The sequence below is a fragment of the Granulicella sp. L60 genome, assembly GCF_009765825.1.
Taxonomy (GTDB): domain Bacteria; phylum Acidobacteriota; class Terriglobia; order Terriglobales; family Acidobacteriaceae; genus Edaphobacter.
The window spans coordinates 57,216-71,146 of the sequence record NZ_LMUR01000015.1; the positions used below are offsets into that span (position 1 = coordinate 57,216).

Sequence of the window (13,931 nt, forward strand, 5' to 3'; positions counted from 1 at the left end):
AGCGGCGTTTTTACAGGGGTTTTTGCGAAGATCGTGGTGAAAGTTGTGGTGAGTTGCTGGTGAGTTTTGGTAGTTAGCGTGGTGGGTGTGGTGAGTTCGCGGTCGCTTTTTTCGCTGCGAAAGGTACGCCAGGTTTTTGAAGTTTATTTTTGGGTGGGATTCTGTTTGACGGATTCGATCTGTGGGATCGGAGAGGAATGCATACCCCAGGGGCTAAAGCATCCTTTTTCGGCAGGACTGGTAGAGGCCCAAGGGTGAAGCCTTGGGTTACCTCAGAAGCAAAGGCGCAGATTCGCCAGACGTCTAAAGCCCTGTTTTCGCGAGGCGTGATGGAGGCTTGAGGCTAAAGGCCTGGGTTATCTCAAAAGTAAAAACCTTGAAGACCTAGCTAAAGATTTAGAGACCAAGACTGAAGGCTTGGGTTACCTCAGAAGCAAAGGCGCAGATTCGCCAGACGTCTAACGCCCTGTTTTCGCGGGGCGTGATGAAGGCTTGAGGCTAAAGCCTTGGGTTATCTCAATAGCCAAAAAACCTTGAAGCCTAGCTAAAGATTTAGAGACCTGAGGCTGAAGGCTTGGGTTACCTCAGAAGCAAAGGCGCAGATTCGCCAGACGTCTAACGCCATGTTTTCGCGAGGCGTGATGAAGGCTTGAGGCTAAAGGCTTGGGTTATCTCAACAGCAAAGGCTTAGGGAACGTTCGGTGGATAAGACGATGCATTGGTGGATTTGCGGGCGGCGGTAGGATGGAGGGATGGCGGTGCGATCCTGATTCGAAGTGAGATTCTGACTCGAAGGTTTCTTTGGGTGGTGGTGGTCTGTGGGTTGGGTCTGGCTGCGGGGTGTCGCGGGCGGACGGATGATCCTGCGACGGTCGTGATGGTGATTGAGAGTAGTCCGAATAACCTGGACCTGCGGCAAGGGACGGATGCGCAGTCGGAGCGGGTGGGTGGGCTGATCTTCGATGCGCTGGTGAAGAAGGATGAACACTATGAGATGCAACCTTGGCTGGCTACGAGCTGGGAGCAGCCGGATGCGCTGACGTGGGTGTTTCATCTGCGGGATGGGGTGAGGTTTCATGATGGGCGGCCCCTGGAGGCGGAGGATGTGGTCTACACGATTGAAAGTCTGATCGACAGTTCGGTTGGGGGTTTGGTTTCGGCGAAGAGTGGGAGCTTTGCGTCGGTGGCGCGGGCGGAGGCGAGGGACCGGTTGACGGTGGTGATGCATTTGAAGAGGCCGGATGCGGGGCTGCTGTTCAACCTGAGCGATGGGCTGTTTGGGGTGGTGCCGCGTGGGTCGGGGAGAGAGTTTGGGCTGCATCCGGTGGGGTCGGGGCCGTTTCGGTTTGTGAGCGCGGTGCAGGATAAGGACGTGGTGGTGGAGCGGAACCATGCGTACTGGGCGGGGACGCCGGAGGTGCCGGCGGGTGCGCGGAGGATCGAGCGGGTACGGTTCGAGGTGGCGCCGGATGCGATTACGAGTGCGCTGGAGTTGCAGAAGGGTTCGGCCGATGTTGCGAGCAATGTGGTGACGATGGATATGGTGCATGCGCTGGAGCGTGCTCCGAATCTGAAGGTGGAGTCGGGGCCGGGGTCGCCGGTGGATTATGTGACCTTCAATGTTACAGATCCGATATTGAGGGATAGGCGGGTGCGGCAGGCGATTGCGTGTGCGATCGACCGGGAGGCGATTGTGAATGCGCTATGGCGCGGACAGGCGAGGCTGGCGAGTACGCTGCTGCCTGCGGGGCACTGGGCTGCGGCGGCGGACGGTCAGCTGGCACAGTATCCGCACGACGTGGCACGGGCGCAGAGGCTGCTGGAGGAGGCTGGCTTCCCTGCCAGCAAGGATGGGGTGAGGCTGCGGCTGACGATGAAGACCAGCACGGTGGAGACGACGCGGCTGATGGCGGCGGTGCTGCAGCAGCAGTTGCGGGAGGCAGGGATTCGACTGGAGATTCGGTCGGCGGAGTTTGGAACGTTCTATGCGGATGTAACCAAGGGTGCGTTTCAGATGTATGCGCTGCGGTGGATTGGGAGTAACGAAGACCCGGATATCTTTCGGTATGCGTATGGGTCGGGGAGTTTTCCTCCGAAGGGTGGGAATAGGGGGCGGTACTCGAATGCGCGGGTGGATGCGTTGCTGGCGGAGGCTTCGGCGTCTTCCGACCGTGGGGTGAGGACGAGGGACTATGTGGAGGTGCAGCAGATTCTGGCGGAGGAGTTGCCGGGGATTCCGCTGTGGTTTCAGAACAACGAGGTGGTGCATACGCGGCGGGTTGGTGGGATTCGGCCGAGCGGGGCTGGGAGCTTTGATTTTCTGCGGAGTGCGTGGGTGATGCCGGAGCAGAGGTAGTTCTGCTTTAGGGGCGGACGACTCTGCTCCTTACTACGCCTGTCAGTCCGGCGATGCCAAGGCTGAGGAGGGCGAACGTAGAGGGTTCGGGGGTGATGGCGGTGCCGTCGATTTGGGTGGAGAAGGTGCCGCCGACCTGCTGCCAGAACTCCGAGCCGCAGCTAATGGTTGGATCGCACATCCATGCCGAACCGAAGTTCCCGTCGGCGGTGTCGGAGGCTGAGCTGTGAAGCCATGACACATTTCCGGAAGCTTCGAGGTAATAGGTACCGGCTGCCAGTTGAAGGTCGAGATCACTAAAGGTATAGAGCGTGGGTGAGGCGCTGGTGAGAACGGCGGATCCTATATTGTCGTCGGCTACATCCCCAAGCTGACTGACGAGGCTTAGGCCAAAGCCGCCGCTAGGAAGAGTAATGCCATCAAAGATGACGGATTGCATGGTCACGTCGATCTGGTCGATGGTCGCAGCGCTGGTGAGGGTGAACTGCTGAGCGATTATCTGGCAGTCTGAGAAGCTGGGGCAGAGACTGGGACCACTTTGCGTGGAGCTCATATTTGTTCCGAGCAGGATGGAGTCTGCGCGGGCTGCGGTGGAGGCGGCGAGAAGGACGGCGATGGCGAGCAGATGTTTGGATAGCATGATTAGCCCCACGGTAAAGCTCTGTTGAGCGATCGGACGTGCCCACGCTCTTTATAAGCAATTTGTCTGCCTACTGTACAGGGGTTTAAGTCTTTTGTCTTCGAGCGATTCGTTGATGGTCGCGCAGGGATGATGCAAGACGTTGGAGCTAAAGGACGTGTCGATTGCAACTTTAAATGAGCTTCGATAAGACGGGTGAGCGTGATGGCGTCTGCCAGGCTCCAGCTTTGGAGCCTGGCGCAACGCATGTCGTGCCTTCTCTCTCTAACCGACTAAGGCTTGCGGGACGGTGAATCAGCGCAGCTTTCGCTCAGCGCGCGATCCAGTGCGATCTCGGTGAGCTTCGATGTCTCTTTGCGATGGTCTGCAAGATACTTTCCGACTGCATCCGCCATTGCGACCTGGCAGTTCGCACTGGACCGCATCTCCGTGGTGTCGGCCAGCTCTGCAATAAGTTGCGTCTGCACCTGATCGAGCTCGGGCCGAATGACACCGACGAGGTCGATGTGGGCGTGGGCGGGGGCGCTGCCGCTCCTTCTCCAGTCGGCTAACAGAGAGTATTGAACGACCTTGTTCGCCTCGATCTGCGCCTTGAAGAATTTGGTGGCCAAGGCCGAATCGATGCCCCTGGCTTCACCCGCCTTCACTGAGCCGAGGATGACCTGTGCCTCGCGTGGCGCGTCTTCGACGGCAGCGCCGCTGTCCCATTTAGAGAGAGCGACCTGTTGTGCGATGGCAAGCCTGCGAGCCGAGGTAGTGACAAGAGGGTCAAGCTGACTGACTCCGGTTTGTGCCGCCGCTCCTCCGATAGACACGATCAGTAAGAGAAATACCATTGCTGAACTGATCTGAAATTTACGCATTGTCTACAACCTTTCTATATTCACTTTACCTGTATGGATGGCGAACGAAGGCTTCCTCAACTGGCCTTTCCAGAGAATTGAATGTCGGTGATAACTTAAACTCTGGATAGATGTTTCTTTCTTGATATGGAGCTGCGGCACATGACGAGGGTTGGACTGGCAGGGATCGATTGCGTGAAGCAGAACGGTAGACGATCGAGGCGGCTTGGATGACGATGGTTAGCAAGATTGACGAAGGGCCTCTTCCGCAGCAGGTGCTTGGGCCGCTGACGCGCGCGGCTATCTTTCTTGTCGTCACGGTGAAGCCGGATGCCGAGAGTTATGCAGCCGTGCGCTCGTTCTGCGGAGATATCGCGGGACTGATTCGTGCGGTGGAGTTCCGCGATATCGATGCCGGGCTCACGTGTATTTTGGGATTTGGATCGGATGCGTGGGGGCGGCTGTTCGGCGATCCGCGACCGGCTGAGCTGCATCCGTTTCGGGAGTTTCGTGCGGGCAACCGTCATGCGATGGCGACGCCTGGCGATGTGCTGTTTCACATTCGAGCGGGGCGGATGGATATATGTTTCGAGTTAGCCACGCAGATTATGGAACGCATTGGCGATGCGGTGACGGTCGCCGACGAGGTTCAGGGTTTTCGATACTTTGAGGATCGCGACCTGATCGGATTCGTGGACGGCACGGAGAATCCGAGAGGCGGTGTGGCTCTTGAGGCTGCGCTGGTGGGCGACGAGGACGCTTCGTTTGCGGGTGGAAGCTATGTGATGGTGCAGAAGTATCTGCATGATATGAAGGCGTGGAATGCTCTTTCGACGGAGGCACAGGAGCGCATTATTGGGCGCAAGAAACTGTCGGATATTGAGCTGGATGATGCGGTGAAACCGGCCTCGGCTCATAGTGCGCTAACGGTGATTGTTGAAGATGGGAAAGAGGTAAAGATCCTGCGGGACAACATGCCGTTTGGGCAGCCTGGACGCGGGGAGTTTGGCACCTACTTTATTGGCTACTGCCGTACGCCGCGCATTACAGAGCTAATGCTTGAGAATATGTTTGTGGGTCGGCCGCCGGGAAACTATGACCGGTTGCTGGATTTTAGTAAGGCGGTTACGGGTGGTTTGTTCTTTGCGCCTTCGGCAACTTTTCTGGACGGTGTAGGTGAGGAAGAGCCTACGGCGGCGATCGCTGCGCCTTCTGTGGCGGCGGAGATGGATTCTACAGCGCCAAATCGAGACACATCACTTGGGATAGGATCCCTTAGAGGAGAACGAAATGAATAATCTTCATCGGGAGTTGGCACCAATCTCTGACGCTGCGTGGGCGCAGATCGAGGAGGAGACGACGCGGACGCTCAAGCGCTATCTTGCCGGGCGGCGCGTTGTGGATGTGCCGACACCAAGCGGAGCTGGGTTGCCCGCGGTGGGCACGGGACATCTGGTCTCGATTGAGCCGCCAGCGGGGGATATTATCGCGAGGCAGCGTGAGGTGAAACCGCTTGTGGAGCTGCGGGTGCCGTTCGAGCTGACGCGGGAGGCGATCGACGATGTGGAGCGTGGCTCGGACGACTCGGATTGGCAACCGGCCAAGGATGCGGCGAAGACAATCGCATTTGCCGAAGATCGGGCTATCTTCAATGGGTATCCGGCGGCGAATATTCAGGGTATCCGTGAGGCCACGAGCAATCCGATCATGACGCTGCCGGGCGATGTGAAGTGCTATCCCGACGCGATTGCTAAGGCGTTGAGTCAGCTTCGTCTTGTTGGCGTGAACGGGCCTTACTCGGTACTGCTTGGAGCGAAGGCTTATACGGAGCTTGCGGATACACGCGATCACGGATATCCGGTTCTGGAACACGTGAAACGCATCGTCGACGGCAATATCATCTGGGCTCCGGCAATTGAGGGCGCGTTTGTGATGAGCACGCGAGGGGGCGACTTCGAGCTCAACATCGGACAGGATGTCTCCATCGGCTATCTCAGTCACACGGACACGGTCGTTAGGCTCTATCTTCAGGAGACGTTCACGTTTCGGCCACTGACGAGCGAGGCATCCGTCGTTCTCACTGCTTCCGTTTAGAACCTGCCTCTTTGACCTGCGGCTGTGGCTCCGCAATGTCGCTCTGAGCGACGTGCGTGATTGCGACAGTCGCAGCGTCTAAATTCCGTCAGTGTCGGATTGTAGTCGCGGGTTCGTCACGCAAGATGTGATGTGCGCGGCCGGTTCGATTTCATAAATGACTGTGATGACAGCGCTTAGAACGTAGACTGTGTAGCGCAGCAAAGTTCTGGACGATGGCGCATCGATTGCATTTCGTGCAGGCATGAACATAAACGAAAGCAAGAGACTTCCATCGGATCATGCAACCCTGACTCCCCCTGCGCTGGAAGATTACGACCTGGTCATCCTTGGCGACGGCACAGGAGCGACTCTTGCCGCGTGGACATTTGCCAGTCAAGGACAGCGCGTTGCGGTGATTGAGCGGAAGTACATAGGCGGTTCATGCCCCAACATTGCCTGTCTCCCAAGTAAGAACATTATCCAGAGTGCGAGGGTAGCGTCCTACTTTCGTCGAGGCGCAGAGTTCGGCTCTGTTGCAGATGGCTTTCGCATCCACATGCCTGCGGTGCGATCCCGAAAGCGCACGATGGTAGCGGACTTGAACGATATGTATCTCGATCACTTCAAGCAGACCGGAGCGGAGTTCGTTCTTGGGTCGGGGCGCTTCGTAGGACCGAAGACTCTGGAGGTCGCTCTTGCAGATGGGACGACTCGGAGGCTCCGCGGAACCAATGTAATCATCAGCACGGGTACGCGGGCCGCGTTGGAGCCGACTCCCGGCCTGTCCGATGCGCAACCACTGACGCACATCGAGGCACTCGAACTGGATGAGGTCCCCGGACACCTTATTGTGATCGGTGGCGGCTATGTGGGGCTGGAACTATCGCAGGTGATGCGCCGGTTCGGCAGCAAGGTTACCGTGATCGATCGAAATGACCGTTTATTGCATTTAGAAGACGATGACGTGACGAGCGGCCTCGCCACTTTGTTCAGCGACGAGGGCATCGACACGGTCTTGAATGCGCGTGTGAGACGGATCTCTGGAAGGTCAGGCGATTCAGTGACCATTGTTGTCGAGCAAGACGGAAGAGAAAAGACTCTGGTGGGCACGCATCTGCTTGTAGCGGCGGGCCGACGTCCGAACACGGAAAACATAGGGTTGGAGCTGGCCGGAGTGGAACTGAATAATCGCGGCTACATCAAGGTAAATGAGCGTCTCGAGACGACCGCGGCAGGCGTTTGGGCCATCGGCGAGGTGGCGGGCAGTCCTCAGTTCACGCATGTCAGCGTCGACGACTTCCGCGTTGTGCGTGACAACATGACAGGGGGAAATCACGTTACGACAGGCAGGCAGATCCCCTACACGCTTTTCACAGACCCGGAGCTTGCACGCATCGGTCTGACGGAGAAAGAAGCCAGTGCGCGAAGGATTGGCTATCGCTTGTTCAAAGTTCCTATGGGACATGTACTGCGAGCGCAGACTCTCTCCGAGACACGCGGGTTTTTGAAGGCGCTTGTAGGAGTAGACGACGATCTGATTCTTGGCTTTACAGCCTTTGCTGTCGATGCAGGAGAGATCATGGCTTCGGTGCAGACGGCGATGATGGCCGGACTGCCTTTTACCGCACTCCGCGATGCGATATGGGCCCACCCGACTCTTGTCGAAGGGCTCAGCCCATTATTCTCGTCTGTGCCTTCGCTATCGACAGCGTCTTGATGCGCAAAGCGGTGATCGTATTAAGCACGAGCAAGACTTGTGCAATCGATACGATCGGATTCAACCAGGGATGTATCAACAGGCTAAGGGGGACAAATGTATCAGCTTAGAGGGCTATTAGAAGAAGCGCAGAGCAACGGCGTGGCCATCGGTCACTTCAACATCTCCGATTGGATCTTACTAAAAGCTGTGTTCGCGTCTGCCCAGGAGTTGAAGGTTCCGGTCATCGTCGGCGCATCGGAGGGCGAGCGCGAATTTCTCGGCGTGGCTCAAGTTGCGGCTCTGGTGAAGAGCCTGCGCGAGGAACGGGACTTTCCTATCTTTCTCAACGCCGATCATACGCACTCTCTGGAGAGTGCCATCACAGCGGCCAAAGCCGGATTCGATTCAATCGTGTATGACTTATCCGCATTGCCGTTCGAGGAGAACATTAAGCAGACTAAGCAGGCAGTGGAGGCACTGAAATCAATTAATCCGCTGATCATCGTGGAAGGGGAGATCGGAAATATCGGAACGGGGTCTGAGATTCATGAGTCAGTCCCTGACAGTTCGAAGGAGCTGACCACACCGGAGGAGGCAAGGCAGTTTGTAGAAAGTACCGGGATTGATGTTCTCGCTCCAGCGGTTGGTAATAGTCATGGAATGCTTCAGGCCATGGTGCAAGGAGATGCGAAAAAGCGGCTCAACCTGGCGCGTATCCAGGAGATTAAGAGTGCGTGCAAGTGCCTACTGACCTTGCATGGCGGCTCCGGCACAGAAGACAGCGATTTGCGAGGCGCGATCGCGGCTGGAATAAATATCATTCACATCAATACTGAGCTGCGGATTGCATGGCGGCGTGGATTGGAAGACGCTTTCGCCAAGAAGCCGCTAGAGGTTGTTCCGTATAAGCTGCTGCCTGTCGCGGAGAGATCGGTCAGGCAGGTCGTTACGGCGCGATTGCGGTTATTCAATCAAGAGCGGGATTCTATCGCTCAATGATGATTGGGCCGAGAGATAGTTTTACGACAGGCCCATCGGTTGAGCGGGACCTCCAAACCACCACAGTGGAAACCAAAGCTGAACCTTCTACGACGAACGATGAGGTTCAGCTTTGGGTGATGGCGATTCTTGCATTCACTATCTTCTACAGCAACTACATGGTTGCACCGCTCATTCCTGCATTTTCGAAGGAGTTTTCGGTGCCGGTCTATCAACTGGGCTGGCTTGTTGCAGGCTACCTGATTCCCTATGGACTATCGACGCTCGTGTACGGAGCGTTGTCTGACTGGTGGGGACGCGCTCCCACGCTCGTGGCTCTTTTGTGCTTCGCCACTACGACGATGTTGATGGTTTCCTTTGCGGGATCGTGGCGGACTCTTGTCGTCGCGCGAATACTTTCGGGCGTGGGATGTGGGGGAGTCGTGACAGTTTGTTTAGCGATTGTCGGTGACCACTATCCTTACGCGATTCAGGGACGCCCGATGGGCAGGATGTTTGGAGCGATCGCAGGAGGGATTGGATTTGGCTCAACACTGGGGCCGATTCTGAACCCGCTTATTGGGTGGAGAGATGAATTTCGAGTGCTCGCGTGCGTGTGCTACCTGGGCGCTGTCTTCGTCTTCAAGAACGCTCGCCCCATCCTTCGCGTGCGTAGGAAGCGTAGTTCCTTTGGCGAGGTGATTTGCGAGTATCTCGTTGTCCTGGAGGCTCCGCGGGGCGGCCGAACCATGGCGTTCATCTTCTGCAACGGAGCTTTCCATGGTGGGATCTTTGCATGGCTCGGCGTTCTGCTTACACGCCGGTATCATCTGCATGACGCTGGGATCGGTTTGGCTCTCGCAGGATACGGCCTACCGGGTATTTTTTTCGGGACCATGATTGGGAGATTGGGAGATCGCTATGGAAGGCGTTACGTCGTCCCCTTCGGATTCCTTTGGGCCGCAGGATGTGCTTTCCTGCTGCTTCCTTACATCCCGCGATTGGCCGGCGCACTGGTGATCACAGCTCTGTCGATTGGATTTGATGCGACGCATCCACTGATGTCCAGTATCACGACGTCATTGGATCCCAAGCACAGAGGGCAGATTACCGGATTCGCAACTTTCGCCAACTTCGTCGGGATGGGCACAGGAGCGTTGTGCTTTCAGCATCTGATCGCGTTCGGCTTCAGCACTGCGTTGGCGATATTCGCCTCGGCACAGACCCTATTAGGTTTCGCGGCTCTTTATGCATTTAGAGGAGAGGGCCCTGGTCGGGTACGATCCGTTGAGCTAGCTACAGACCGATAGTTTCATCTCGATAGGGCAGGTCCGAGATGCGCAATGCGGCAAGAGGCAGTTAGAGCTGGGGTATTCCACGCGGCTGGCTGGAGGCGGGACGCATTATCCGAAGCTTCTGCATCTTGTAGACCAGAGAGGTGCGCTTCATTCCTAGTCTCTCCGCAGCGCCGTTTCGACCGCCCACGACCCAATTGCTTGCGTCGAGCGCACGGAGAATGTGATCTCGCTCAACTTCTTCAAGACCGGTCATGGTTAGATTCGGGCTTTTGCAAGCGGCGAAGGGTTCCAGCTCGGAGATTGGCGCTCGCAGCGAGGTGTGGGGAGAGAGGATTACGGCGCGCTCGATGAAGTTCTGCAGTTCGCGGACGTTGCCGGGCCAGCGATATCGCACGAGGGCGTCCATCGTCTCCGAATGGATGGTGTCGATTCTCTTGTTCATGCGTCGCGCGTAAAGCTCTGCGAAATGCCAGACCAGCTTCGGGATGTCCTCCGTACGCTGCCGCAGGGCAGGAACCTTGATTGGAAAGACCTTCAGCCGATAGTAGAGGTCTTCGCGAAACGTCGCCTGCTTTACCATCGCGGTCAGATCACGGTGGGTGGCTGCGATGAGCCGGACGTCCACCTTGTGAGTGCGGTTACTGCCCAGCCTCTCGAACTCCTGCTCCTGCAGGACACGCAGCAATTTTGCTTGAAGCTCCAGTGGAATGTCGCCGACTTCATCTAGAAAGAGCGTGCCCTTGTGCGCCAGGTCAAAGCGTCCCGTCTTCTGTGCAATCGCTCCGGTGAAGGCACCTTTTTCATGTCCGAAGAGTTCACTTTCGAGGAGTCCAAGCGGGATTGCGGCACAGTTCAATTTGACGAAGACCCGCTCCCGACGACTGCTTAGATTGTGAATGGCGCGTGCAATCAGCTCTTTCCCGGTACCGGTCTCACCTTGAATCATCACGCTCGAGTCTGTAGGCGAGACGACGGACACCAGATGCAACGCGCTCTTTAAGGCGGGGCTTTCGCCGACGATTGCTCCAAATTCAGCCCGGATCTCCTCTTCGAGATACAGCCTGCGCTTCGTCTCGCTGGCTCTGTCTTCCGTCGCCTTTTCAAACTCCAATGCGTTCTCAACAGCAATGGCTACCTGGTGGGCAACTTGTTCCAGAAAGGTAAACTCATCTTCGGAGAATGCTCGCTCCGAGCGGCTGAATGCTCCCAAGACGCCGACGACTCCCTTTCGACCGACAAGCGGGAGTTCGCATCCGGACTTCAAACCTTCCGCCAGGACTCGCTCAAAGAAGTGTCGTCCTTCGCGGCTTCCATAAGTCTCGGGGTCATCCTTGAGATCTTCGAGTTTGTTGATATGTTGATTTTTGCCGGTTAGAAAGGCTTTGCCACAGGTCGATCCTTTCAGCGGAACCTTCGTTCCGTCGACGATGAAGCCCAAACCTGCAGGGTTGTAAAGAATGGTTGCGCGTAGTTGCGAAGTATCTTCATCCGGGAGGAGCAGAGCACAAACGTCGCAACGGGTGACTCGCAGCAGATTCGTGGAGAGCGTCTCCACCAGACGACGGAGGTCCAGCTTCGAGGTCATGCTGTTGGTGATTTCAAGAAGAAGGCGTAGTCGATCGCGTTCGAGTCGGAGACTTTCCTCGCTAAGGTGGCGCTCAATTGCGATTCCAGCGATGTGGCTGGCGTTATCGATCAGTTGCAGGTCGGCAGCGTCAGGGCTACGTGGTTCACGATAGTGAATGGCGAACGTTCCGAGGATTCGACCTTCGCTTGTAAATAATGGCTTCGACCACACTGCTCGAATTCCGAAGGGCACGAGGCGGTGACGATAATGATCCCAGACGGGGTCGGTAAGTATGTCCTTTGCATAAACCGGTTCCCTTCGATAGACGGCTGTGCCACAGGATCCGCCCTGTGGACCGATCGTCATCGACCCTGTGCCAGCGATAAATCCTGGAAGGCCAGGTGCTGCTGCACAGTGAAGCTGCGTTCCGTCATCGCTCGGAAGCCAGATGGTACATAATGTCCCGTCACCAGGAGATTCAACCAATTGAGCGATGATTGTGAGGACTTCCGTTAGCGGAGCCCCTGCGAGAATTAACCGCAGGATGTTGAGGACAGATTCGGAGGAAAACAGACCTGAGACGTTCTGCGTCTCTTTCGTACTCAAGACCAGCTCTGGGGCAGATTGTGTCGCAGACTCCATCAGATCTCCTCTTTCAATGCTACTCCGACAGAAGGACTTTCTACTCATGTGGAGGGCCTGATTGTAGTGTGGGATTGGAACATAACACTTGTCACTATCCGGTCCCCTGCTATAGTCCGCTGGTATTAATCAAAAACTAATTCCTATAAAGCACTGTGCAGATTACACATAGACGGTGTGGTTGTTCTTATGTTCGATGACACACTTATGTCTGCTTAACTGGTAAGGGCTCGTTAGTGAGTTCGTGCTTCTCACGGAAGCGGCGGTACCGGTCGAGAAGGGATGCCGGACCGCGGACTCGGAGAAAGACTAGGTTTCCTACGAAGCGTTTTTCGCGGATGATCGCTCCGCCTTCGAGCGAGGCGAGGATGGAGCCTTCTGATTGTGGAAGCCTAAAACCGAATTCGACGACCGGGTCGACGACGAGCGCAGCGTCTATGGCCAACAGGAGTTGTTCAAGGCCGGTGTGTTGAAGTGCGGAGACAGGAATTGCGTTGCGATCGTTGGAGATATGCGCGAGTTCCTGGGGAGGGACGAGATCGATCTTGTTCAGTACCTGTATGACGGGTTTGCTCGAGACTGCGAGTTCGGTCAAAACTTTCTCAACTTGAGTTTTTTGCTCTTCGCGGATAGGGCTGGCGGCGTCCTGGACGTGTATGAGAATTTCGGCTCGCTCGACCTCTTCGAGTGTGGCGCGGAAGCTCGTGACCAAGGTGGGTGGAAGGTTGCGGATGAATCCGACTGTATCGGAGAGCAGGATCTTGCGGCGTGAAGGAAGCTGAAGCTGCCGGAGCTTGGGGTCGAGAGTGGCGAACATGCGGGCCGATTCGAGCACGCCGGCCTCGGTGAGAGCGTTGAAGAGAGTGCTCTTGCCGGCGTTCGTATAGCCCACGAGAGCGACGACCGGGACTGGGACTGCTTCGCGGCGTTGCCGCTGCTGATGGCGGATGCGGCGAACGACGGCGAGCTGAGTTTTGATGTGGTCCAGGCGAGAGTTGATCTTGCGGCGATCGGTCTCGAGCTGGGTCTCGCCCGGGCCACGGGTTCCGATGCCGCCGCCTAGCTGGGACATGGCGCGACCGCGTCCGGCGAGGCGTGGCAACTGGTATTCGAGCTGTGCGAGTTCTACCTGGAGTTTGCCTTCGCTGGTCCTGGCGTGGCGGGCGAAGATGTCGAGGATGAGCTGCGAACGATCGATCACGTGGCAGGGTAGACGGGATTCAATATTGCGGAGCTGCGATGGGGTGAGGTCGTGGTCGAAGAGAACAAGCGATGCGTTGGTGGAGGCGACGACCTCAACGATTTCGTCGAGTTTGCCTTGACCGACGAGGCTAGAAGGATCGGGTTTTTGGCGGCGTTGGACGAGGGTGGCTGCGATGGTCGCACCGGCTGATCGGGCGAGTTCCTCGAACTCTGCGCGGCTGGCATCGAAGTCGAGGGTGGAGGCTGCATATTCGGACAGGTCTTCTTCTCCAGCGACGACGGCGGCGGCGGTGCGGGCGAGTCGAGCGGCGGCGGTGAGTTGCTTGCGCTTGCGGAGTTCTCCGGTGAATTCAACCACGACAAGTACGGCAAGCTCCTGCTGCGTCTGCGAGGTGCGGAGTTCGCGGGCGAGGAGGGCCGCGTCCTGGGCCTCGCTTGCTTCTACGAGACTGCGGCGGACTGTCTTTCCGCGATTTCGGCGTGATTGGGTTTCATCTGTGTTGGCTTCGGACGAAGCCTTCTTGCTGGTCAAAGTTGTCTCAATTCATGGGCCGGGCTTCCGGCTGACTATCTCAATGATACTGAATGATCAGCGTCGGCACGCTGTTTCAGAGCTTCCGTTTGTCGCTG

General features: G+C 56.9%; 10 protein-coding genes. 6 read left to right on the forward strand and 4 right to left on the reverse strand.

The features are described from left to right. Positions 1-721 precede the first annotated feature (721 nt). Positions 722-2,356: an ABC transporter substrate-binding protein gene (locus GSQ82_RS07430; protein ID WP_254061490.1), complete on the forward strand. Its 1,635-nt coding sequence runs from the start codon at positions 722-724 to the stop codon at positions 2,354-2,356. Between the two features lie 7 nt (positions 2,357-2,363). Here GSQ82_RS07430 and GSQ82_RS07435 read toward each other — a convergent pair whose 3' ends face one another. Further along, positions 2,364-2,996 carry a PEP-CTERM sorting domain-containing protein gene (locus GSQ82_RS07435; RefSeq protein WP_158791668.1) on the reverse strand — a complete coding sequence of 211 codons (633 nt, stop codon included), beginning with the start codon at positions 2,994-2,996 and terminating at the stop codon, positions 2,364-2,366. Between the two features lie 272 nt (positions 2,997-3,268). Beyond that, positions 3,269-3,859 (reverse strand): chorismate mutase, encoded by a 591-nt coding sequence (locus GSQ82_RS07440; protein ID WP_158791669.1) that lies wholly within the window; start codon positions 3,857-3,859, stop codon positions 3,269-3,271. A gap of 209 nt (positions 3,860-4,068) precedes the next feature. Here GSQ82_RS07440 and GSQ82_RS07445 point away from each other — a divergent pair, with 209 nt between their 5' ends. From GSQ82_RS07445 to GSQ82_RS07465, 5 genes are all read left to right on the forward strand, one after another. Further along, positions 4,069-5,136, forward strand: coding sequence for a Dyp-type peroxidase (locus GSQ82_RS07445; RefSeq protein ID WP_158791670.1), 1,068 nt, complete (start codon positions 4,069-4,071; stop codon positions 5,134-5,136). After that, on the forward strand, positions 5,129-5,932 hold the full coding sequence (locus GSQ82_RS07450; protein WP_158791671.1) for a family 1 encapsulin nanocompartment shell protein: 804 nt from the start codon (positions 5,129-5,131) through the stop codon (positions 5,930-5,932). Before GSQ82_RS07445 ends, GSQ82_RS07450 begins: the two co-directional genes overlap by 8 nt. A 244-nt stretch (positions 5,933-6,176) precedes the next feature. After that, a complete protein-coding gene (locus GSQ82_RS07455) occupies positions 6,177-7,631 on the forward strand; it encodes an NAD(P)/FAD-dependent oxidoreductase (protein ID WP_158791672.1) in 1,455 nt (484 codons plus the stop codon). 96 nt (positions 7,632-7,727) lie between these two features. Next, complete coding sequence (locus GSQ82_RS07460; RefSeq protein ID WP_158791673.1) at positions 7,728-8,612, forward strand: class II fructose-bisphosphate aldolase; 885 nt, start codon at positions 7,728-7,730, stop codon at positions 8,610-8,612. Beyond that, the gene (locus GSQ82_RS07465; protein WP_158791674.1) at positions 8,609-9,901 is read left to right on the forward strand and encodes an MFS transporter; all 1,293 of its coding nucleotides are present in this window, start codon (positions 8,609-8,611) and stop codon (positions 9,899-9,901) included. Before GSQ82_RS07460 ends, GSQ82_RS07465 begins: the two co-directional genes overlap by 4 nt. A gap of 49 nt (positions 9,902-9,950) precedes the next feature. Here the strand turns inward: GSQ82_RS07465 and GSQ82_RS07470 are convergent, their stop codons facing one another. Next, positions 9,951-12,098 (reverse strand): sigma 54-interacting transcriptional regulator, encoded by a 2,148-nt coding sequence (locus GSQ82_RS07470; RefSeq protein WP_158791675.1) that lies wholly within the window; start codon positions 12,096-12,098, stop codon positions 9,951-9,953. A gap of 205 nt (positions 12,099-12,303) precedes the next feature. Next, positions 12,304-13,833 (reverse strand): GTPase HflX, encoded by a 1,530-nt coding sequence (gene hflX / locus GSQ82_RS07475; RefSeq protein WP_158791676.1) that lies wholly within the window; start codon positions 13,831-13,833, stop codon positions 12,304-12,306. Positions 13,834-13,931: the final 98 nt, after the last annotated feature.

Bases quoted from the DNA above. Each gene is read 5' to 3' on its own strand.
- GSQ82_RS07460 (WP_158791673.1), top strand. From the start codon at position 7,728: ATGTATCAGCTTAGAGGGCTATTAGAAGAAGCGCAGAGCAACGGCGTG.
- GSQ82_RS07440 (WP_158791669.1), bottom strand. From the start codon at position 3,859: ATGCGTAAATTTCAGATCAGTTCAGCAATGGTATTTCTCTTACTGATC.
- GSQ82_RS07435 (WP_158791668.1), bottom strand. From the start codon at position 2,996: ATGCTATCCAAACATCTGCTCGCCATCGCCGTCCTTCTCGCCGCCTCC.
- GSQ82_RS07445 (WP_158791670.1), top strand. From the start codon at position 4,069: ATGACGATGGTTAGCAAGATTGACGAAGGGCCTCTTCCGCAGCAGGTG.
- GSQ82_RS07470 (WP_158791675.1), bottom strand. From the start codon at position 12,098: ATGGAGTCTGCGACACAATCTGCCCCAGAGCTGGTCTTGAGTACGAAA.
- GSQ82_RS07465 (WP_158791674.1), top strand. From the start codon at position 8,609: ATGATGATTGGGCCGAGAGATAGTTTTACGACAGGCCCATCGGTTGAG.
- GSQ82_RS07450 (WP_158791671.1), top strand. From the start codon at position 5,129: ATGAATAATCTTCATCGGGAGTTGGCACCAATCTCTGACGCTGCGTGG.
- GSQ82_RS07455 (WP_158791672.1), top strand. From the start codon at position 6,177: ATGAACATAAACGAAAGCAAGAGACTTCCATCGGATCATGCAACCCTG.